At 69.7% G+C, this 20,860-nt stretch carries 16 protein-coding genes and 1 pseudogene; 3 read left to right on the forward strand and 14 right to left on the reverse strand.

The features are described from left to right. A pseudogene (locus tag Q0C38_RS21795) lies at positions 1-470 on the reverse strand (hypothetical protein); the annotation flags it as partial. Further along, entirely contained in the window at positions 467-1,027 is a 561-nt protein-coding gene (locus Q0C38_RS21800) for a TetR/AcrR family transcriptional regulator (protein ID WP_291299244.1), read from the reverse strand. The gene Q0C38_RS21800 and the pseudogene Q0C38_RS21795, both read right to left, overlap by 4 nt. Before the next feature lie 117 nt (positions 1,028-1,144). Here Q0C38_RS21800 and Q0C38_RS21805 point away from each other — a divergent pair, with 117 nt between their 5' ends. Both Q0C38_RS21805 and Q0C38_RS21810 read left to right on the forward strand, forming a co-directional pair. After that, on the forward strand, positions 1,145-2,140 hold the full coding sequence (locus tag Q0C38_RS21805) for an NAD-dependent epimerase/dehydratase family protein (protein WP_291299245.1): 996 nt from the start codon (positions 1,145-1,147) through the stop codon (positions 2,138-2,140). Beyond that, a complete protein-coding gene (locus Q0C38_RS21810) occupies positions 2,137-3,066 on the forward strand; it encodes a hypothetical protein (RefSeq protein ID WP_291299246.1) in 930 nt (309 codons plus the stop codon). The genes Q0C38_RS21805 and Q0C38_RS21810 overlap by 4 nt, the downstream gene beginning before the upstream one ends. Positions 3,067-3,072: 6 nt before the next feature. Here the strand turns inward: Q0C38_RS21810 and Q0C38_RS21815 are convergent, their stop codons facing one another. After that, the gene (locus Q0C38_RS21815) at positions 3,073-4,548 is read right to left on the reverse strand and encodes a UbiA family prenyltransferase (RefSeq protein ID WP_291299247.1); all 1,476 of its coding nucleotides are present in this window, start codon (positions 4,546-4,548) and stop codon (positions 3,073-3,075) included. A gap of 103 nt (positions 4,549-4,651) precedes the next feature. On the opposite strand from Q0C38_RS21815, the gene Q0C38_RS21820 reads away from it, so the two are divergent. After that, positions 4,652-6,301 (forward strand): glycosyltransferase family 39 protein, encoded by a 1,650-nt coding sequence (locus tag Q0C38_RS21820; protein ID WP_291299248.1) that lies wholly within the window; start codon positions 4,652-4,654, stop codon positions 6,299-6,301. Here Q0C38_RS21820 and Q0C38_RS21825 read toward each other — a convergent pair. The 11 genes from Q0C38_RS21825 to Q0C38_RS21875 all read right to left on the reverse strand — a co-directional run. Then, positions 6,298-7,326 carry a polysaccharide deacetylase family protein gene (locus Q0C38_RS21825; RefSeq protein ID WP_291299249.1) on the reverse strand — a complete coding sequence of 343 codons (1,029 nt, stop codon included), beginning with the start codon at positions 7,324-7,326 and terminating at the stop codon, positions 6,298-6,300. The two genes, Q0C38_RS21820 and Q0C38_RS21825, sit on opposite strands and share 4 nt — an antisense overlap. 11 nt (positions 7,327-7,337) lie before the next feature. Continuing rightward, positions 7,338-8,336, reverse strand: coding sequence for a glycosyltransferase family 2 protein (locus Q0C38_RS21830; RefSeq protein WP_291299250.1), 999 nt, complete (start codon positions 8,334-8,336; stop codon positions 7,338-7,340). 236 nt (positions 8,337-8,572) lie between these two features. After that, positions 8,573-10,063: a Coenzyme F420 hydrogenase/dehydrogenase, beta subunit C-terminal domain gene (locus Q0C38_RS21835; protein ID WP_291299251.1), complete on the reverse strand. Its 1,491-nt coding sequence runs from the start codon at positions 10,061-10,063 to the stop codon at positions 8,573-8,575. 9 nt (positions 10,064-10,072) lie between these two features. Next, positions 10,073-11,290: a polysaccharide pyruvyl transferase family protein gene (locus tag Q0C38_RS21840; RefSeq protein WP_291299252.1), complete on the reverse strand. Its 1,218-nt coding sequence runs from the start codon at positions 11,288-11,290 to the stop codon at positions 10,073-10,075. Between the two features lie 25 nt (positions 11,291-11,315). Continuing rightward, positions 11,316-12,806 (reverse strand): lipopolysaccharide biosynthesis protein, encoded by a 1,491-nt coding sequence (locus Q0C38_RS21845; RefSeq protein WP_291299253.1) that lies wholly within the window; start codon positions 12,804-12,806, stop codon positions 11,316-11,318. Continuing rightward, on the reverse strand, positions 12,803-13,840 hold the full coding sequence (locus Q0C38_RS21850) for a GNAT family N-acetyltransferase (protein WP_291299254.1): 1,038 nt from the start codon (positions 13,838-13,840) through the stop codon (positions 12,803-12,805). Before Q0C38_RS21850 ends, Q0C38_RS21845 begins: the two co-directional genes overlap by 4 nt. Further along, a complete protein-coding gene (locus tag Q0C38_RS21855) occupies positions 13,840-14,775 on the reverse strand; it encodes a polysaccharide deacetylase family protein (RefSeq protein WP_291299255.1) in 936 nt (311 codons plus the stop codon). The genes Q0C38_RS21850 and Q0C38_RS21855 overlap by 1 nt, the downstream gene beginning before the upstream one ends. A gap of 14 nt (positions 14,776-14,789) precedes the next feature. Next, positions 14,790-16,949, reverse strand: a complete 2,160-nt coding sequence (locus Q0C38_RS21860; protein WP_291299256.1) for a hypothetical protein — start codon at positions 16,947-16,949, stop codon at positions 14,790-14,792. Then, positions 16,946-18,178, reverse strand: a complete 1,233-nt coding sequence (locus tag Q0C38_RS21865) for a glycosyltransferase family 4 protein (protein ID WP_291299257.1) — start codon at positions 18,176-18,178, stop codon at positions 16,946-16,948. Before Q0C38_RS21865 ends, Q0C38_RS21860 begins: the two co-directional genes overlap by 4 nt. A gap of 170 nt (positions 18,179-18,348) precedes the next feature. Beyond that, a complete protein-coding gene (locus tag Q0C38_RS21870) occupies positions 18,349-19,677 on the reverse strand; it encodes a putative O-glycosylation ligase, exosortase A system-associated (protein ID WP_291299258.1) in 1,329 nt (442 codons plus the stop codon). 27 nt (positions 19,678-19,704) lie between these two features. Then, positions 19,705-20,860, reverse strand: a 1,156-nt coding sequence (locus Q0C38_RS21875) for a tetratricopeptide repeat protein (protein ID WP_291299259.1), incomplete at its 5' end; no start/stop codon positions are given.

Genomic DNA, 20,860 nt, shown 5'->3' on the forward strand with positions numbered 1-20,860 from the left:
CGATCGGCCTCGCGGCGCGCGCCTTCCTCAGCAGCGGCCGCGGCGTCGATGCGGGCGCGGGCCGCGGCGATCTCGGTGTCACGCCCGCCGGCCATCAGCTTGGCGAGGCGGGCGGCGGCAAGCCTGTGGTTGGCCGCCGCCTGCGCGAGGGCGGCCTCCTTCTTCGGCAGGTCATCGAACGTGGCGAGCAGCGCGCCAGCCTCGACCTCATCGCCCTCGTGCACGGCGTTGGCGAGCACGCGCACGCCCTCTGCCCCGGCAGCGCGGGTGACACGGCGGATGCGGCTCTCGGGCTCGACACGCCCGAGTGCGCCGACGCCGGAGGTCGCCTGCGGCGCCTGGTTCGCCGGCGGCGCCTGGGCACGGGCATCAGCCGTGCCGCCCCACTCGATTGGCTCGCCGATCACGAGCAGCCCGGCGAGAGGGACGGCAACGAGCGCTGCCGCGGCGATGGCAAGGACGCGCTTCACGGCACGGTCAGCGCCCGCATCGTCGCCTCCATGTCGCGGGCGAGTGCCTCGCTCGGTTCCCACAGCGAGAACACTTTGGCGAGGAACAGCCCGTCGGCGGCCGTCATCAGCAGCATCGCGCGGGCAGGCGGAAGGCCGTCATCCATCATCAGCGCACGGATGTGCGCATGCTCGGCGCGGATGGGGTCGATCAGCGCCGGGTCGTGCGCGTGGGCGGCGAGCAGTGCGGCGGCGATCCGCAGGTCGCGCGCCTCGCGCTCGGGCGGCTTGTGGAAGGCCCAGACGAGGCCCGCCCGCGCGGCACGGCCCGGCCCCGGCGGCTCTGCGGCGTAGAGCATGTCGAACACCGCGCGCATCTCCTCGGCCATGCGGGTGACGATGGCGGTGAGCAGCGCCTCCTTCGATCGGTAGTGGTGCAGGAGGCCGCCCTTGGAGACGCCCGCCGCGGCTGCGACGGCATCAAGGGTGAGCGCGCCGACCCCGCGCTCGGCGACGATGGTCTCGGCGGCGGCGAGCAGGCGTGAGCGGGTATCTTCGCGGTCCCTGGGACTGAGCATGACCGTCCCATACCGTCCAGCCGGTCGGGAGGCAACCGTCCAGACGGTTGGTTCGCGCGACCGTGACCCGTGCGATCCGTCTTGCGCCATCGCCCGCCTGCGGCGATGGTCCGCGCCATGACGATCCTGATCACCGGCACGGCCGGCTTCATCGGCTTCCACCTCGCCCGCGTCCTGCTCGCCCGCGGCGAGCGCGTGGTCGGCTTCGACAGCGTGAACGACTACTACGACCCCACGCTGAAGGAGGCCCGCCTCGCCGTGCTCGCCACCGAGCCGGGCTTCGTGATGGTGCGCGGCGACCTCGCCGACCATGAGGCGGTGCTGGCGCTGGCCGACCGCTTTCCTGCGATCGACCGCATCGTCCACCTCGCCGCCCAGGCAGGGGTGCGCTACGCCGAGGTGAACCCCTGGGCCTATATCGATGCGAACGCGATGGGCCAGGTGGCGATCCTCGAGCTCGCGCGGCGGCTCAAGCGGCTGTCGCATGTGCTCTATGCCTCCTCGTCCTCGGTCTACGGCGGCAACACCAAGCTGCCCTTCAGCGAGACCGACCCGGTGGAGCGTCCGTTCAGCCTCTATGCCGCGACCAAACGAGGGGCGGAGCTGACGGCCGCCTCCTACGCCCACCTTTATGGAATTCCCGCCACGGGCTTGCGCTTCTTTACCGTCTACGGCCCCTGGGGTCGGCCCGACATGGCGGCCTTCCTGTTCGCCAAGGCGATCGTCGAGGGCAGGCCGATCACGGTGTACGGCGAGGGGAAGCTGAAGCGCGACTTCACCTATGTCGACGACATCGTCGCCGGCCTGCTCGGCTGCCTCGATGCCGGGCCGGCAGTGGCCGCGCGGCCTGACCTGCCCGGCGGGCCGCCGCATCGCGTGTACAACCTCGGCAACCACCGCTCGGAACTGCTCAGCCGCTACATCGCGTTGATCGAGCAGGCGCTGGGCCGCCAGGCGGTGATCGACAACAAGCCGACGCCGCGCGCCGACGTGCCCGAGACCTATGCCGACATCACCCGCGCGCGAGAGGATTTCGGCTTCGACCCGAAGACGCCGATCGACGTCGGCATCCCGCGATTCGTGGCGTGGTTCAGGACGTGGATCGGCGGGTGAGCCGCGTCACCGCGGCGGCCTGGTTCCTCCTCCCAGCACTTCTTGCCCCCTCGGCTTTCGCCGCCGACACGCTGCGCGTCGGCCCGGGGGAGCGTTTTGCCGCCCCAAGCGCTGCCGCGGCGGCCGCACGGCCTGGCGACCGCATCGTCATCCGCGCCGGCCGCTACGTCGACTGCGCCGTCTGGCGGCAACCTGACCTCACGATCGAGGCGGAAGGCGGGGCCGTCGTCATCACCGGGCCGGTATGCCAAGGCAAGGCGCTGTTCGTCGTCGCCGCACCGCGCGTCACCATCACCGGCCTCACCTTCACCGGCGCCGTCGCCCCACCCGGCAACGGTGCCGGCATCCGCGCCGAGGGCGGTGACCTGACGATCCGCCACGCGCGGTTCGAGGAGAACCAGAACGGCATCCTCACCGCGCTCAACATCCCCGACGCGACGGTGGTGATCGAGGACAGCCTGTTCCTCCGCAACGGCGCGCTGATCGGCGAGTGCGCCCACGGCCTCTACGCCAACACGCTGGCGCTGCTGGCCATCCGCCGCTCGCGCTTCGAGGCGACGCGGGTGTGCCACCACGTGAAGTCGCGCGCCCGGCGCACCGAGATCACCGACACGGCGATCCTCGACGGGCCGGACGAGACCGCGTCCTACCAGATCGACATTCCCAATGGCGGTGACCTCGTGCTTGCGCGCAGCACCATCCGCAAGGGACCGCGGGCGGGCAACATGAGCGCCTCGGTGGTGATCGGCGCCGAGGGCATCCGCCATCCGACGACGACGCTCACCATCGAGGGCAACCGGTTCGAGAACCTTATGCCACGCGGCACCGTGTTCGTCCGCAACCTCGCCGACGCCCCCGCGACGCTCAGGGCCAACGCGCTCACGGGCCGGGTGGTGCCGCTGGAAGGGCCGGGGACGGTCCGCTGAGCGCTATCAGCATCGCCCGGCGATGAGGCAGCGCAGGTCGACCACGGCGGCAAGTGCAGCGAACAGCACCATCAGCACCAGCACGAGCACGCTGATCCGGTCGCGCAGCGCGAAGACGAGGGGATCGTCATCGATCACGCCGCGGCGGGCGCCGACCCACATGCGGCTCAGCCAGTAGAGCAGCAGCGGGCACCAGAGCCAGAAGATCTCGGGCGTCTGGTACAGCGCGCGCACGTTCGGGCTGTCGATGTAGAGGGCGAGCACGAACACGGCCGAGAAGCCGCTCGCCGCGCCGAGGCTGACGAGCGTCTCGGTGTCCTCTGCCCGGTAGCCGCGCGCCTTCACCGCCACGCCGCGTTCGGCCGCGGCGCGGGCGAGGTCGATCAGCTCGGAATAGCGCTTCAGCATCGCCAGGCTGAGGAAGAAGAACATCGACAGCGACAGCAGCCAGAACGACGGCGCGATCAGCGTCGCGATCGCCCCGGCGAGGATGCGGTGGGTGTAGAGACCGGCGAGGACGAAGACGTCGATCAGCACCTTCTGCTTCAGCCAGAGCGAGTAGGCGAAGGTGAGGCAGAGATAGACCAGCACCCAGAGGGCGAGCGCGACCGAGACGGCGGCGGCGATGCCGAGCCCGGCGGCCAACAGCGCCGCCCCGAGCAACGGCCCGTGCGGCACGGCGAGCGCGCCGGAGGCCAGCGGGCGGTTCCTCTTGCGCGGATGCGCGCGGTCGGCCTGCAGGTCGAGCAGGTCATTGGCGACGTAGCCGGCCGAGGCGACGAGGCCCATCGCGATGAACGCTGCCGTCGCTTCCACCAGCAGCGGGATCTCGGTGAAGCGATGCGCCGCGACGACGGGAACGAACACGAGAACGTTCTTGGCCCATTGGTGCGGCCGCATCGCCTTCAGCACCGCGCGCACCGAGGTGCCGGCGACGGCGATGTGCACGACGTCGCGTGCCTCGGCGCGCGTGCGCGCGACGATCGACGCCCCCTCGGGTGCCACGACGATGGCCTGCCGCGCGACGCGCCAGACCGGCAGATCATGGCGGTCGTTGCCCGCATAGTCGAAGCCGTTGAGGCCGAAGCGCGCGACCAGCGCATCGGCCTTCGCGCGGCCCCGCAGGTTGTGGCCGCCTTCCGTCGCCAGCACGCTCTCGAACAGGCCAAGCTCCGCCGCCACCGCATCGGCGACGGAGCGGTCGGCGGCGGTGGCGAGGATGATGCGCCGCCCGGCCGCGTGCTGCTGCCTGAGCCAGGCAAGCACCGGGGCGTGGTAGAGCAGCACGAGGCCGCGCGCGTCGACCGCCTCGGCGAGCCGGCGCTTCAGCCCGGCCTTGCCCTCGAGCAGCCAGAGCGGCACGAGCAGCAGCGCGAGCGGCCGGCGGCGGAGGCAGGCGAAGAACAGCTCATACAGCGTGTCGCCCTGCACCAGGGTGCCATCGAGGTCGACCGCGAGGGGGATGGCGGCATCGTTCTGCATCAGGGTGCGCGCATGGGTGATTGGAATGCCAGGTTGGAGCAACGGCCAGTATCATCCACACGCGGATGATGAAAACGTAAGTTTTTTCCTCTATGGGGCAGCCATGATGTACGCCACACCTTCCGCCGCCCCGGTATACGCTACCCACAACATCATCGCTGTTCTGGCCATCGCGCTGGCGGTCGCTGTTCTGTTCGCGACCTCGCCGCTGGATGGCGCGTTCTGGTGGAGCGATGCGCCGCGGCACGGGCTGAACGGCATCTTCGTGAAGGACGTGCTGGTGGAGCGTCCGCTGGCCGACCCGAAGGGCTTCGCCTTCGGGTGGTACGCGCAGTATCCGGCGCTGACCATCCTGTTCTATCCGCCGCTGTTCTACGCCGTGAGCGCGCCGGCCTTCCTGCTGTTCGGCGAAAGCCACGTCGTGGCGCAGGCCATGGTGGCGCTGCACCTGCTTGGCCTCGGCGTCGGCATGTACGCGCTGGCACTTGCCTGGCTGCCGCCGATCGGTGCGCTGGCAGCGGCGCTGGTGCTGCTCGGCCTGCCCGAGATCGCGCTGTGGGGCCGGCAGCTCATGCTCGAGATCCCCGCCCTCTGCTGGCTGGTCTGGGCAGCGGTGTTCGCGACGCGGCATGCGCGCGGCGGCGGCACGGCAGCGCTCTGGCTCGCGGCGGCTTTCCTGCTCGCCGCCCTCTACACCAAGGTCAGCATGGTGTTCGCCATCCCAGCACTCGCTCTCATGCTGCTTAGGTCGCGCGGCGTGGCGATGCTGGCCGAGCGGCGCGTGTGGCTCGCCGCACTCGCCTTCGTCGTTGGCCTGCTGCCGCTCGTGGCGCTGACGCTGCAGTTCGGCCAGGCCAACGTGCAGTCGGTGGTTGCCATTGCCGATACCGCCGCCTCGCGCCGCACCCTCGCGGGGTGGATCTGGTACGCGCGCGAGCTTCCCGGGATGCTCGGCTGGCTGCCGCTCGCTCTGTCCGCGCTCGGCCTCGGGCTGATGTTCGGCCGGCGCGAAGGCACCTGGCGGCCGGGCGAGCGGCTGATGCTCGTCGTCTGGGTCGTCGTCTCCTACCTCGCCCTCTCGTTCATCGAGCTGAAGGAGGCGCGGCACGGGGTGATCCTGCTCGTTCCCATGGCGATCTGGATCGCGGCTGCCCTCGTGTGGCTCGCGGGCAAGGTGGCGGGGGCGCGCGGGCCTGCCGTCGCTGCGGCCGCTGGTGCTGCCCTGATCGCTGTCACCGTTGCCGTACATGCCGTGCCGCGCGTCGACGGCTACGAGGAGGCGGCGCGGCGCGCCGCTGCCGTCGCCCCGCGCGACTCGGTCGTGCTGTTCTCGGGCAAGCGCGACGGCAGCTTCGTCTTCAGCATGCGCACGGTGGCGGAGAGGCCGGACCTCTACACGGTGCGGGCCGACAAGCTGCTGCTCACCGTCGCGGTGCGGCGCGAGCTCGGCGTCGGCCAGCGCGACGACACGGAGGAGGAGATCCTCGCCCGCATCCGTGACCTTGGCGTCTCGGTGGTAGTCGCGCAGCGCGACTTCTGGACCGACCTCGCCGCCATGGCGCGGCTGCAGCGCGTGCTCGACGGTCCCGGCTTCGAGGAAGTCGCCCGCATCCCGGTTCGCGCCAACGTTCCGGTGGAGGACGAGGAGCTGCGCCTCTACCGCATCGTCGGCGAGGTCAGGCCGCGGCCGGTGACGATCACGATCGACCTGCCGATCATCGGCCGCCAGATCGAGGGGGCGGTAGGCCGTTAGCTTCCCGCCTCGATCAGCCTGTCGCGCAGGCTGAGCGGGTCGGTCGCGACGCCGCCGAGGTCACGGAAGAAATAGTCGAGGAACCGCTCGATCGTCGCGAGCAGGCCGTCGAGTTCCGCCACGGTGCGCGTGTAAGGTGTTCCGCCCAGCATGAAGGACGGGCTGTGCAGCGAGAGGGTGAACACCATCCGCCCATCGGCGATCTGCGCATCCACCAGCCGGCGCATCTCCTCGAACTCGACGCCTTCGGGCGTGAGCATGATGCGTTCGAGCAGGTGCAGCCGTGCTAGCAGCCCAGGCAGGCGCAGGCGCGTGGAGAGCGGGCCGAAGATCTTCCGGTCAGCCCCCATGTCGCGGAGGAAGCGCAGCGGTCCGACCAGGGACTGGTTCACCGGCAAATAAAGGATGCGGCGTTCGCCAGCGTCGCTGCCCTGCCCGAACCAGAAGGGCTGGTCTGGAAAGCCGAAGAAGTTCGGCCCGCCGGCGAGGCCGGAGAAGTCGCGGAACGGCATCACCGAGGTGTCGACCGTGTAGCCGAGCGCGGTGAGCATCTCCTGGCGGCCGATGTCGAGGCCGTAGCGCCCTGCCTTGTAGACGCGCGGGGCAATGCCGAGCGTTGCCGTGATCACCTCCGTCAGGGTCGCGAGCTTACGGCGCTCGAGGTCGGCGCTGAGGTTGCACGGAAAGGAGTTGAACGGGCAGACCACCTCCTCGTAGGGCGGCGTCACCCAAGGGTGGAGCTGCGCACCAACGATGCACTCCCCAGCGGCGAGCCATGGCCCGAACACCTCGGCCGCGCGCGGCGCGGTGACGATCGGATGGTCGATCAGGTAGGCAGGCCTCAGCCCGTAGCGGCGGAAGATCGTCTGCCCGCGATGCAGGTGGTCGAGCCCGCTGACGCCTCGGTTGCGGCGCGAAAACGGCGCCGACCAGTCGAACTCCTCCTCCGTGTCGAGCACGACGCTGAGCACGGGGCGGTCGAAGGACCGCGTCGAGGCAAGGCTGAAGGGCAGGTGGGTGTTCATGGGGCTCGCCCCTAGGCCGGCTTCAGCAGCCACGCCTTGACACGCTCCTTCACGGACCGGACGAGCGGGGCCGTCAGCACGATGTGACGCAGGCTGTCGAACGGCCGGTAGCCAAGGACGAAGGCGCGGGCGAGGTGCGAGACGCTGGTGAGGTAGTGCCCCGGCACATTGTCGAGGCTCTTGCCGATCTGGCTGTGCAGCATGCCGATCGCGCGCATGCGCGTGCGCAGCGGCAGCGTGTCGGAGAACGCGACGATGTGGCGTCGGATCATCGGCAGCGTATCCTCGAGCACCAGCGTCGCGTTCCGCGCCATGAAGCTGCCGGGCGAGGTGCGTATCACCACCTGCTTCTCGGGCACGAGCCCGACGCACCCGTTGCTGGCGAGCCTGATCCACAGGTCACGGTCCTCGCCGACGCGCAGCTTCGTGTCGAACGGGGCGATGCCGAGGTCGAGCCGCCGCGCCATCGCGCAGGGGGTGGCGACGTAGCAGTTCCAGAACAGCAGCTTCCAGCCGTCGTCGAGCCTGTCGGGCAGGTGCTCGTAGAGGGGGCGGATCAGGTTGCCATTGATGTCCACCCAGTCGGCCTGGCAGCCGCAGAGCGTCATTGCCGGATCCGCGTCCATCAACGCGACCTGGCGGGCGAGCTTCTCGGGCAGCCACTCGTCATCGGCATCGAGGAAGGCGACGTATTCGCCGCGGGCCAGCGCCACGCCCCGGTTGCGCGCAGCCGAGGGCCCGCTGTTGACTGCCTGCCGCACCACGGTGTGGGCGAGCGCGTGTTCGGCGAGCAGCCGGCGAGCGACTTCCTCGGTGTCATCGGGGCTCGCATCGTCGACGACGATCACCTCGAGGTCACGGAAGGTCTGCCGCGCGACCGAGCCGATGGCGATGCCGAGCAGGTCAGCCGCCCGGTAGGCGGGGATGACGACGCTGACCTTCGGCGCCGGCGCGCCGGAGGCGGGCGCCGCGGCATGGTCCGCTGCTGTCGTGGTGGGGGCGTGGTTCATCGTCAGCCTGTCGTGGACGCACGGATGCCGCCAGTCGCGGATGGATGCGATGGGTTGGCCAGCCGCATCATGCCACGCATCGCGAACCCTCCTGCCGCCTGACCTCCTCATGGGCTGCATCCTGCCCGCTGCGATGCAAGCCTGTCATCGTCCTCTGCATCATCTGCATAAAGGGTTCACGTGGCGGGTGCGACGCTGCGGCTGCCGATTCCTGCCCTCTCACAAGGTCTCGATGCCTAGCGCCCCCGCCTTCCGGCGAGACGGCGCAGAAGGCGTTTCAGGATGGCGGGTGTCAGGCGGGCCAGGGCCATGGCAACCGGCGATCGCATCACGTTCTGAAAAGGCGATCGAGAAAGTCTGTCCAGTCGCCGCATCAACGGACCCATCCGCTGGGCAAAATAATCGGCTTTGCGGCGTGCCAATGCCTCGGCGAACGCCACGTGACTTTCTGCGCTGACGGACATGCGGTGGAGGTGCATTTTGGCGAACCGCCCTCGCAGGTCCGGTGCCGCCGCAATGCGCTTTTGCGGCCGCCACTCCCCGTTCCGATCCTTCTCGGCAAGACGAACCGCTAGCCCCTGGCGCCGATGCCGGAGCCCGCCGGCCTGCGAGTGTCCGACCGCGTCCGCATCGAGGGGATCGAGCATGATCTCGCCCGTCGTCCGTGCTTCCTCGATGATGCCAACGAGGTCTGGCCGTCGCACGACGACGATGTTCGTCCCCGCGGGGTCCGATTCATAGGGCGGGATCCAGGCATCGCCGATCGTGATGTCGGCCGTCTCAGCCAACACATCGTCGCAGAAGTCACAGGCTTGGAGCTTGAAGAGACCATATCCCCACTGATGCCCGAACAGGGAACGCATCGGGAGATCGACAGGTGTGCCGTCCGGCCCGATGGCTCGTACTCCATAGTCCATCGCCGCTCGACCCGGCAGCTTGTGTCTGAAGTCTATGGCGCGGAGCGTGCCCGGTGCGATGCCGCCCTGCCAGGCGAGATAGTCGGCGAAGCGGGTCGACTTCAGGTGGCCGCAGACAAGCCCGATCGTCACCGCGATCCGATCGCCGATCGAAGGGTCTGCAAGCGCCATCAGGCGAAGAGCCTTGATGAAACAGGGCAGCCCGACAACGGCAACGCGGCCCGGCGTCGCGGCGAGAAGCTCGCGCAGTTCGGAGAACTCGACCGGGTAGTATCGTGACTTCGCACCAGCCTGGATCTCTGAAGCGTCGCGCGACAGCTGGAAGCCGAACAGCGGACGCCCCCCCTCCGACGCCGGCGCGAGTGGCTTCACATGCAGCACGGCATCGACGATGCCCGACTTGATCAGATTCGCGGGCAGCCATGAGCCGAATCCGCCCGAACTTCCGCGGAGGCGAAATTCCGCGGTTGCCACGTGTCCGGCATAGAGGGCGTGGTACCGGCCGATCCGGGAATCGTGCGGCGCGGAACTGCCGAAGAGCGAGTCACCGATCGCTGTCTCATCGCGTGCCTTGTCGGCGAACGGACAGATTGGCTCCATGTCGCCTGAGATCGCCGCGTCCGTCGTGCGAACCGGGCGATACGTCCCGAGCTCATCCAGCTTCATGGTGAGTGCGCCTGCTGACATGGCTGCGCAGGCGCCGCACCCCACACAGTAGCCGCCTGCGACAACGGTTCGCTCGACAGTGCTGAACCCATCGTCGTGCACGCTCGCGCGCGCCGAACCACTCCGCCCTCCGGTCACCTGCATGTGATGGGGTCACGCATGGGTGTTCTGCGCATCGACGACCGCACGGATCGCATCAAGGCAGGCATCCTTGCTCGCCGCCAGCTTTGCCTTCCGGACCGCGACTGTCTCGGCGAAGGCCCCGGCTGCCTTGCGCAGCTGGTTCGCAAGCGACAGCAGATGCTCGACCGCTGCGTCGCGTGGCGCCACACAATACTCGGGGACTCCCATAAGCGAGAAGAACTCGAGGTTCTTCGCGTCGTAGCCGATGTTCAGCGTGGGTACCCCGGCGCCCAGCGAAAGGATACTCGAATGCAGCATCTGACAGATGTGGAGGTCAATGCCCGCATAACCCTCCGTCAGCGCATCGACATCGCCGTCGACGACCTCAACCTCGATCCCCTCTCCGCGAAGGATCAGCGGGAACACCCGTTCGACGTCACTGTGAATCATGTAGCGGAACCGGCAGCCCCATGTGTCGCGAAGCCCGCGGACGAATGGAACGATCCACCGCATCCGTTGCGGAAAGCTACGTGCCGACTCCGGGCCGTGAAGGGCGAAGTTGAGGCCGACAAGCGGTGGCGCGTCGGCGAGGCTGGCCTGGCGCAGCCGGGGCGCCAGGAAAAGGGCCGGATCCCCCGTCAGGTGAACGCGGCCTGGTGCGAGGGACGCAAGCAGCGCCTCCGTCGTGCGGTCACGTACAGAAACGATGTCGAGCATCCCAGCCAGTCGTGGCAGTGTCTCGCGCGTCTGTTCCGGCATGCCTGCCGGGTCGAAGGGGCGAAGCGTGCCATCGCCGCGGAACTGGTTGACGCCGATGCCGTATGCGATGCGCGGACAGGTGATCTGCTCCATCAGCGCAAGGTCGGCCACGACGCGCGGCGCGATGCTGTCGTCGCGACCGAAATGCAGATAGCCGCTCCCGGCGAGCACGAAGAGCCCCTGCGATGCGTTCAGCCGGGCGACATGCGAGGCGTCGAGCCGCCCCCACTCCACCTCGATGAAGCGCGGATTGGAGACGACACTGCCGACCTGTTCGCGGATCGCGGCTCGGATCGCCGCGTCTCCCTTGTTGCTGTGCTCGAAGCGGCACCAGCTGTCGAACGTGACGCACCAGTCGCGGAGGAGCCGCCAGCGTGCACGATCGGCCAGCTGCATCACCGCGGAACGCACGCGGCCCTTCGGGCTGCGCGCGAACGGTACGTGCTCACTTGCTGCCGGCACTGCCAGGTACAGGAGGATCTCGGTCATCTTCCATCCCTTTGGTGCGTGTCCGTCACGGCATCAGGCCTCTCAGGGCCGGGACGCGCCGGGCTGCCTCCAGGACAGTCCGCTCTGGCCCATCGGGTCGTCCCGCAAGCCACCAGCCCGCCCCGAGCGCGGCGCCATAGACTACCGCACCCAAGACTGCCTCCAATGCAAGCCTCAGGGGCGGCAGCGCAGGCATGACCGGATGGGCAATCGTGACCGCTCCCGCCATCAATCCTGCCGCGAGGAGCGGTCGCCAGAGTGCATTGGCAAGTGCCCGGGGCGGGATGTGGAGCCGGCGAACCAGAAGCAGGAAGATGATCGGCATGATCGTCAGCGTGGCCGCGAGACGGGCCATGGCAGCGCCCTCCAGGCCGCGCATGACGACGCCAAGCCAGGCGGTCGGGATCAGGAGGGCGACGAAAAGGGCCCCGCGCAGCGCGTTGACGCGCGCGTGGCCGGCCGCGAGGAGCACTGTCGACGCAGTCCCCGAAATGCCGAAGGCACCGGCAGAAAGGGCGAGCCATGGCATCAGCGGCGCTGCCTCGATCCACTGAACGCCCAGGACAACGCGCACGGCATCCCCCCCGACTAGTGCGACCCCGGTACTGACCGGTGCCGCCAGCATCGCGACGAATGACAGCGCCGTCAGGTAATGACCGCGCATTCCGTCCAGATCACCCACCAGGCGCGAGTAGACGGCATAGAGAGGTCGTGCTGCCGGGGCAACGAGTTCCTGGGTCGGAAGGCTCGCGAGTTCTCCTGCAATGGCATACTTACCCATCGACGCGGCGCCGAGCGAGACACCAACGACGGCTTCGTCGGCCTTGGCAGCGAAGTACATGTTGATGTGGATGACCAGCGTCCACGCCGAGAACGACCAAAGCTCCCGTGCGCAGGCAAGGCTGAAGCGTGGGCGGTATGCTGAGTACCGGTATCCAAGAGCGAGTTGGGCAAGGCCTTGGGCAAGGATGCCGACCACGAGCGCCCAATAGCTCTGTGCAATGACTGCCAAGGGAATCGTCACAAGGAATCCAGCGACCTTGCTGATGACAACGATCTCCTGGTCGCGGCGGAAATCAAGAGCCCTCTGCAGGTCCACGATCCCGACGTTCTGAAGTCCCGCCATCAGGGGCCTCAGCGCAAGGCACCAGAGGAGCGTCTCGACGCGGGACTCATCGAACAATGCAGCCGCAACCGGCGCGGCGAACGCGAGTATGAGCGCGACACCTGCACCAATCAGCACGCTGAACGTCCACGCTGTGTCATAGTGCTGGCGCGTCGGTTCGACCATTCGAAGCAGCGCGTGACTCTGCCCGGTCTGGCCGAAGACTTCGACCGCACCAACAACTAGCATCGCCATCGCGACGAGGCCGAAATCGGCCGGCGTCAGCACGCGGGCAAGCACGACGGTGCTGACGAGCCCGATGAGCCGAAGCACCCAGCGGCTGGCGATCATCCACGCCGAGCCACGCACCATCGCGCGGCCGAGCTGCGCCGGCTCGTCGGCGGCACTCATTCCGCCAGCCTCCAGCGCACCCGCTGGAACGCGTCGGCAGCGAAGCCACGCACGCCGCCCGCACGCCACCGCGCGCGGCCGAACTGCTGCACGCCGGTCGAGAAATCCTGCTTCGCCTGGTTGTCGCCCTCGCCACGGTCGATCCAGGTCACGCCGTGGCGGTCCGCGGCGCGGATCGTCTCCCACAGCAGCATTCGCCCTGGCGACACCTTCTGCGCCTCCGGGTCATAGACCGGGAACCAGTAGCTGAGGTGCCCCGCGTGCAGCAGGCCGAGATGACGCGCCAGCACACGCCCGCCGGCGGCAAGCGTCGTCAGCACCGGCCGGCAATCGGGGTCGGCGGCGGTGACGAGGGCGCGGACCAGCGCAAGTTTCGCCGGATCGGCGAAGCTGTCGCCGACGCCGGTCCGCGCATACTGCGCCCGCTTGACCTCAATGAGGGACTGCACGTCCCCCCAGGACGGTTGGTCGGTGAACGTGAAGCGCGCCGCACCGTACTCCTTCTCGAGCCGGCGCATGCGGCGTTCCGTGTCGGCCAGGAAGCCCTTGTTCGCCGCGCCCAGGGCAGCGAAATACGCGGCCGGGCCGGCGGCGAGGTCGATCACGTGGCCCGGGCGCGCCTCCTCGGTGGAGAGGCCGAATGCCTCCTGCCCCTCCGTCAGGTGATCGACGAACATCGCCCCGATGCCGGCCTTCCACAGCAGCACATCAGGGGCGATACGAAACCCGGGCCGCGCGATCACCCCCGCATGGTCCGACATGCTCCCGCCGATGCGCTCGGCGAGACCCATCCGACGCTCCCACGGGCCGGCGAACTGGAAGGGGAAGAATGCCGCGATCTCCCCGCTCTCCCGGAACACGGCCACGCGCGCGCTGGGCCAGGCCTCGCCGCAGGCGCGGGCGAACCCGGCCGTGAAGAAGGCACGGCGGAGATGCGGCGTTGCCGCCTGGGCATCGGCCCAGGCGGCACGCTCGTGCGGGTCGAGCGCGGCAGGGGGCTTCACCTCTGCCGCAAGAGCGGGGCGGTTCGACATCAGGCCACACTGTGCGGGCGAGTGATGAGCGAAAAGGCAAGACCGGCAATGTCGAGCCCGGGGCGCGGGCCATGATGCGGCACCTCGATGGAGATGCGGCCGATTCCCTCCGGCCGCGCCAGCGCAGCGACGGGCGTGACCTCGGCCGCGCTGGTGAAGCAGAGGCCGAACCCGGCCCGCTGCGCGGCCGCGACGAGGCCAGCATCGAAGCGCCCATGCGGAAAGGAGAAGGATGGTCGCTCGTCGCCAAGGCCAAGGGCTGCCAGCGCGGCGCGGCAAGCGGTGAGCTCCGCGCCGGCATCGTCCACCTCGGTCAGCGGCGTGTGGCTGTGGCCGTGGCCGCCGATGGCGACGCCGCCTGCCGCAAGCGACGCGAGCTCGGTCGCATCGGCCATCGCGCGCGGGAGCGGGCGCTCATCGAGCGCAGCAAGCGCCGCCTCCCGCGCATCCCTGCCCGCGGCCGCGAGTGCCGCGATCCGCGCATTGGCCTCGGCATCGCCTTGGCGGGTGGCCACGGCGTCATACACCCGCTCCTGCCAGAAGCCGCGCGCGTCGCCGATGAAGCCGCTGGCGACGAAGAGCACCGCCGCCATGCCACGCGCCTCGAGCGCGGGGAGAGCGAACTCGGCATTGTCGCGCCAGCCGTCGTCGAAGGTGATCAGGAGCGGGCAGGGTGGCAGTCGCGCGCCGCCGTGGGCCGCACGCTCGACCGCCGCGAGGTCGACGACCGTGTAGAGCCGCGCGAAGAGATCGAGGATGCGCTCGAAGTCAGCGAGGCTGACCGTATAGGTCGGGTTCGCGCCGGCGAAGCGAGGATCGTCCGGCGGCAGCACGCGATGGAACATCGCCACTGTCAGCACATCGCAGTTGCGCATGCGGTGCAGGGCCCGCGCAAGCCCGATCCGGTGCAGTATTCGCTTGATGAACGCGCGCATGGGCAGGCTCTTCGTCAACCCGGCGGGCGCGACGGCGTGCAGCGTGCCTCGCCCGGTCCTGCGCGCGAGACGCCGGGCGGCGTTACATTGAACGTCGGCTCCTTCCGGTAGTCCGATGCCGCCGTGCCGCGCAGGCCCCGCCGTGAGAGTTCGGCGAAGAGGCTCGCTGCCTCCTGCGACTGGAGCGCCGAAACCATGCCCGCGAGCGTGGCCAGCGCCAGCTGGTTGTAGTTGCCGGTCCCCCATTCGCTGCGCACGAGGTTGCGCTCGTTGGTCGCCTCGGCAACGTGTGCCCATGTCTGGAACACCGGAGCGCCGCGGGGATTGTTTGGCGGGGCCATCGCGATGGTGTATCCGACCCCGAAGCCCTGCTTGAAGCCGCCGGGCTCGTTGCGGAACCTGCCGAGCAGGAAGTTTGATTGCCAGCGCAGGAACCGGGCCGCCTCGGGGCGCCCGCGCTGTGTCATCAGGATGGTGATGGAGGCGAAATAGTCCTGCTGCCATGGCCGGAGCGTGCCATCGCTGTTCAGGCCTGGAACCCAGCCATGGACCTCGCCCTGCTGAGCGGTCCACGCCGGGACCTGCGAGATCAGCCAGTCCCAGTTCTTCTGCGAGACGGTCTCGAAATAGGCCTGCTCTGCGCTGCCGTCCGGGCTCAGCCACGCTGCGTTCTCAACCTGGCGCAGGTTCCACGCCGATGCGCGCACCTGCTGGCCGTTGACGACGATGCCTCCGCCGTCGAAACGGGTTTCGGGAAACGTTCCCATCACGGCGGCCGAGGCCTGGGCCTGGAGGTTATCCAGCATCCAGCGCTCGCCCGTCAGCATGTAGGGCACCGACGACAGGTCGGGCGTGTGTGCCTGATCGGGTGTCCAGCCGGTCACATCCCTGCCGGGCCGCTGCTGCGTGAGCCCGGTCGCGCGTGCGTCGCCCGGCCGTCCCGTACCGCCCCGCGGGTCGGTCCAGAGCCTCGGGTACTTCGCGGTGCCGAGCCAGGTATTGTTGGCATCGTCCCAGAAGTGCCACGGCACTGCGCCGGCCGCCTCTGCTTGACCGATCGCGTGCGCCGCCGCCCGCGGATCGCCGCTGACCAGCCACGCCGCCTGCCACACCGTCGCTGGCCCGATATCGCCGCGCCCGCCTGTCTGCGGCATGTACTGGGTGATCCCGCGCGGGTGCATCGGCGCTTGCCAGTCGCGGTGGGCCATGGCTGCCGCCATCCGCGCGAGCAGCGCCTCCTCGACGCCGACCGCGATGTCGTAGCGCGGCACGGCGCCCGTCTCGCCGAGATAGCGTGCATCGTGGCGCACGAACGGCGCCGCAACCTCGCGGCCGCCGCGCGCGACGCCCCGTGTCCGCCCCCAGGCCTGGTACTGGAACTGCCTGACCTCGTCGCTCTCGAGCACGAGACGGCCGTCGAGCAGCAGCCGCATCCTGTAATGCGCCGCCCCGCCGGAGCGCGTCATCGCGATATCGTTGCGCAGCCATACCGCGCAGCGGAGCGTCCCGTCGGACCTGAGCGCCACATCGGCGACAAGGCGCATCTCAGCCGCGTCCGGTCCCAGCGCCGCGGCCGGGACCTTCAGCCGCACGCGCCCCTCCACCGCGAGCGGCCCCGATTGCCAAGGTGCCTCGCCGCGGTGCAACACGATTGCGTCCTGCAGTCGCAGCAGCAGATCGGTTTGCCACGCCTCGCCGCCGCCGACGGGCGTGATCTCGACGATCGCCGAACGGCCCGTGGCGGCCGCGACGATGTCGAGCGGCGCGGCCTCGGCCGCCGCACCGCGCCCGAGCACGACGCCGAGGCGCTCGCCGCTGCGCAGTGCCGGTGCCGCAAGGCACACCACCGCGAACCGTGCGGACCCGTCAGCGTGGCGTGTCTTTACGTCAGCCTGCACCGGCAGCGCCTGGGCCGTCGCACGCCGCGCAGTCAGACTCGCGCCGCGGGGCAGGTCACCCTTCCGGAACACCTGGCCAAAGGTGACGACCGTTCCCGCCGAGGCCCCGGAGCCGTCGAGCAGCAGCGAGACAATGTCATCGCGGTGGGTCGCACAGGGCAGGGCGGGGGCAACCACGACGCCCTGCTGTGCGTGCGCCGGGCCGGCACAACCGGCGACGACGCTCGCGATGACAAACCGGCCGGCGGATCGGCGTGAGAAGGCGGCGTCGGTCACGGTCCACGCTCCTTCAGAACGCGCCGGAACAGCGCGAGCTGCCCGGCCGAGGTTTCATCCCAGCTGAACTGTGCGGCGTACGCGGCCGTCGCCACCCGATCAGGCGGGTTTTCACAGAGGTGGCGCACCGCGGCCGCGATCGCCTCCGCTGTCGCATCATCGACGACGATGCCGGCCTCGGGGGCGGCAACCGCCTCGCGCGACCCCCAGGCCGGGGTGGCAACCACGGGCGTTCCGCAGCCCATCGCCTCCAGCAGCACGTTCGCCCACCCCTCCCGCGAGGAGGCGAGCACCATCACGTCGGCCGCGGTGTAGTAGCGCGGCAACTCTCGGTGCGGCACGGCGCCGGCGAACCGCACCCGCGGCGACACGCCCCATTCCTGCGCGCGCGCCTCGAGCGCTGCGCGTTCCGGGCCCTCGCCGATGATCAGCAGGCGATGCTCCGGCAGGTGCCGCAGCGCTTCGATGACCAGGTGGTGGCGCTTGCGCTCGATCAGGTGGCCGATAGACAGCAGGGTCGGTCCGGTGAACCCGAGCGTCTCGCGCAGCGCGGCACGGTCCGCCACCGGGCGGAACAGCGCGAGGTCGACGCCGTTGCGCAGGACCGTGACCTTGCCTGGCGCCGCGCCGAGCGCGACAAGCCCTTCGCCAAGGGCCGCAGAGACGGCGATCAGCGCGTCGGCCTGCGCGATCGCCTCGCGGATCAACAGCCCCGGCAGGCGGTAATGCGGCAGCTGGCTGGTGTCGGAGCCGCGTGCGGTGAGGACGACGGGCAGGCCCAGATCGCGTGCGAGCCAGACGGCGGCGATGCCGTCGGGGTAAAGATAGTGGCCGTCGATCAGGTTGACGGCAAGGCCCTGGCGCATCAGCCCGTCGAGTGCGGCGCGCGCTGCTCGGTACAGCAGCATCGGATTGGTCGCCATGCCGAGCCCTGGGAGGGCGAGGTAGCGGGGATGATGAACGGCAAGCCCGTGGCGTCGTTCCGCTACCGGCACGGCGCGCCGCGGCGGGGTGCGGCCGGGGAACCACGGCACGGGGGCGAGCACCGTGCTCTCCGCCTCACCCGTCGCGACGAGATGCCTGAGCCTGTTCTCGACGAACACGCCATGATTGGGCTGGGCCGGGTTTGGGTAGAGCGTGCTGAACGTCAGCAGCCTGAGTGGCGGCAGCGTCACGCCCCTGATCGCGCCCAGGGTCTCGGCCGGTGGCGCGGCGCGATCGTCCGTCATCTGTGGCGGGGACTGCATCGGTCAGCTCCGGCGCGTCGCTGTCGCGCATGTCGAAGGGCCACCAGCCCTTCCGCCGCTGTTCAGGCGGCAGGATGGACCAGACCGCGAGCCAAGCCACGCCGATGAGCATGGCCATGTAGTATAGGCCCTGCATGTGCTGTCTCCCGTCGTCATGCCCGCGTCCCGGCCGGCCTGACCCTGCCGGAAGGCTGCGCCTGCCATGAGGCTTGCTGTGCTGCCGCGGCGCGCGCGATCGCTGCGGGTTGCGCGGCGGCCACGAGCGCATGGGTCGCTCCGAGGATCACCATCAGGGTCCACGAGAAATCCCAGTAGCTGAGCGACAGGAAGCTGCCGCCCGACATGTAGGCGACAGCGGCGGTCTGGCTCATGCGCGCGAGCTGGTTGGCCCAGAGCAGGTCGGGCCTGTCCTTCGTCATCCGGCAGATGCGATGCGCCGACCAGAGCCCTGCGGCGATGATCCCGGCCCAGATGGCGAAGCCCACGAAGCCATGGTCTGCCATCGCCTCGAACCAGATGCTGTGCGTCGCCCGCGCCTTCGTGCCGATGGCGACCTGGTCGACGACGGTCTGGCTGTAGATGGCGCGGAACCCGCCGCCGGTCAGCGGTCGTGCCACGGCCAGCGATAAGGCCGCGAGCCAGATCGTGATACGGCCCATCGCGGACCCGTCTTCCTCGTAGTTCTGAATCGAGTTCATTCGCTCGACCCAGCTGTCCGGCATGAAGGCGATAACCGCGGCGATCACCGCCAGCATCGCGATGCCGGAGACGATCTTGCCCTTGCTGCGCAGCCAGAACATGCCGCCCGTGGCGATGAGCGCAACGAGCGCACCGCGCGACTGGCTGCCGATCGCCGCACCCAGCGTCGAGACCATCGCGACCAGAAGCCCATGCCGGACCAGCACATGCCGCGCCTGCATGCGCAGGTAATTCATCAGCGGCAGCGTCACGAGCAGCGCGACGGCGAGATGGTTCCGGTCGAAGATCATCGTGTTGGGCGGGCCAAGCACGATGAATCCGCCGCCCGTCATCACCGTGAAGATGCCGCCCTTGACGCCGTAGAAGCCGATCGCGATCACCATCAGCCAGACGAGCGCATCGACGCGCCGCCGCTCCGTCAGCAGCGAGGCCGTGAGCAGCAGGCCGGCAATCACCTTGATCGTGCGGTCCCACTCCTTCCAGACCGTCTGCGACGGCCCGATCGCGACGAGCGACGTGAAGGTGATCCATCCTGCGAAGGCCATCAGAAGGAGCGTCACGCTATTGAGCGCCAGCCGCTTCGGCTCGCGCGCGACGATGCAGCCGAAGATGGTAACGAGAAACGTCACCATCGCCCATGGCATCGTCTGGGCGAACCCATAGACCTCGCGGTGCGGGTTCATGAACGAGATCCACGACCACATCAGCACGCCGACGAAAGGGCGCGCGACCGCGAGCGCGAGCAGAGGGATCAGCACGCCGACCAGCGCGAGGTCGCGCATCCGCCTCTCTCCCGCCGCCGCTGCCGTTCAGCCGCCGGCGCGCAGTGCGGCGAGCAGCTTTTCCGCGTCGGCGCGCTCGGGGAACTGCACGTCGGCCGCCACCACCGGCTCGATGATGCGCAGCGCCTCGTCGCGTTGACCGGCGGCGCGCAGCGCATAGGCGAGGCGATAGAACATCGCCGGGTCTGCCCGCTGGCGCGCGACCGTCGCCGCCGCGGCCTGGCGCAGCAACGGCACCGCCACCTCGGTCTGGCCCTCCTTCGCGAGGATCCAGCCGAGCGTGTCGGAGGTCTCGGGCGAGGGGCTGAGATAGTACGCCCGCTCGGCAAGCAGCCGCGCCTCAGCAAGCGTCGCCTTGCCCGCGGGCGTCGTCCCATCCGTCCGCGCCTGCATCAGCCAGGCAAGGTTGTTCAGCGACGTCGCATCCTCCGGCGCGGCGGCGACGATGCCGACAAGGCGGCGTTCCGCATCAGCGACCCGGCCGAGCATGATCTCGGTCTGGGAGAGCTGCGAGGCAGCGGCAACGTCATTCGGCTCGCGCGCGAGCCATGCCGTGAGCGCCCTGGCCGCTTCCTCCGGCTTGCCGGCCACCTGCCAGGCAGTGGCCTCGCGCAGCGCAAGCGCCTGCGACGGCGCATCCGCCGAAGCCGCGGCGAAGGCACGTGCCGCGTCCTCGGCCCGGTTCGCGCCGAGCAGCAGGTCCCCGCGCAGCACGAGCGAGGCCGGACGCGTGCCGGGCGCGCGCGCCAGCCTGTCGGCGGCCTCCAGTGCCGGGTCGAGGCCACGGTCCTGGCGGATGACCTGGACCATGGTCTGCAGCAGCACCGCGCTGCCCGGCTGCGCGTTGAGGCCGACCTGGAGCAGTGTCTCGGCCCCACGCGCATTGCCGGCGCGCAGCATCAGCGCGGCAAGCTGCTGGCGAATGGAAACGTTCTCCGGTTCCTCTGCGAGCGCGGTGCGGCTTGCGGCCTCCGCCTCTGCCCACTGGCCCTGCGCGGCGCGGGCTTCTGCCAGGAGTTGCAGCACCGGCGTACCGCGGCGCCGCGCCTTCAGCGGCTCTGCGTCAAGGATCGCTGCCGCCTTCGCCGCCTCGTTCGCCGCGAGCAGGACGGAGGCGGTGGCGAGCGCGAGGTTCGGCTCGCCCGGCGCGGCGGCCTGGGCGCGTTCGAGCACCGCGCGCGCG

Source organism: Elioraea sp. (genome assembly GCF_022842375.1).
GTDB lineage: Bacteria > Pseudomonadota > Alphaproteobacteria > Acetobacterales > Acetobacteraceae > Elioraea_A.

Bases quoted from the DNA above. Each gene is read 5' to 3' on its own strand.
- Q0C38_RS21845 (WP_291299253.1), bottom strand. From the start codon at position 12,806: ATGAGTGCCGCCGACGAGCCGGCGCAGCTCGGCCGCGCGATGGTGCGT.
- Q0C38_RS21835 (WP_291299251.1), bottom strand. From the start codon at position 10,063: ATGCAGGTGACCGGAGGGCGGAGTGGTTCGGCGCGCGCGAGCGTGCAC.
- Q0C38_RS21840 (WP_291299252.1), bottom strand. From the start codon at position 11,290: ATGACCGAGATCCTCCTGTACCTGGCAGTGCCGGCAGCAAGTGAGCAC.
- Q0C38_RS21830 (WP_291299250.1), bottom strand. From the start codon at position 8,336: ATGAACCACGCCCCCACCACGACAGCAGCGGACCATGCCGCGGCGCCC.
- Q0C38_RS21805 (WP_291299245.1), top strand. From the start codon at position 1,145: ATGACGATCCTGATCACCGGCACGGCCGGCTTCATCGGCTTCCACCTC.
- Q0C38_RS21820 (WP_291299248.1), top strand. From the start codon at position 4,652: ATGATGTACGCCACACCTTCCGCCGCCCCGGTATACGCTACCCACAAC.
- Q0C38_RS21815 (WP_291299247.1), bottom strand. From the start codon at position 4,548: ATGCAGAACGATGCCGCCATCCCCCTCGCGGTCGACCTCGATGGCACC.
- Q0C38_RS21870 (WP_291299258.1), bottom strand. From the start codon at position 19,677: ATGCGCGACCTCGCGCTGGTCGGCGTGCTGATCCCTCTGCTCGCGCTC.
- Q0C38_RS21800 (WP_291299244.1), bottom strand. From the start codon at position 1,027: ATGCTCAGTCCCAGGGACCGCGAAGATACCCGCTCACGCCTGCTCGCC.
- Q0C38_RS21850 (WP_291299254.1), bottom strand. From the start codon at position 13,840: ATGTCGAACCGCCCCGCTCTTGCGGCAGAGGTGAAGCCCCCTGCCGCG.
- Q0C38_RS21855 (WP_291299255.1), bottom strand. From the start codon at position 14,775: ATGCGCGCGTTCATCAAGCGAATACTGCACCGGATCGGGCTTGCGCGG.
- Q0C38_RS21865 (WP_291299257.1), bottom strand. From the start codon at position 18,178: ATGACGGACGATCGCGCCGCGCCACCGGCCGAGACCCTGGGCGCGATC.
- Q0C38_RS21825 (WP_291299249.1), bottom strand. From the start codon at position 7,326: ATGAACACCCACCTGCCCTTCAGCCTTGCCTCGACGCGGTCCTTCGAC.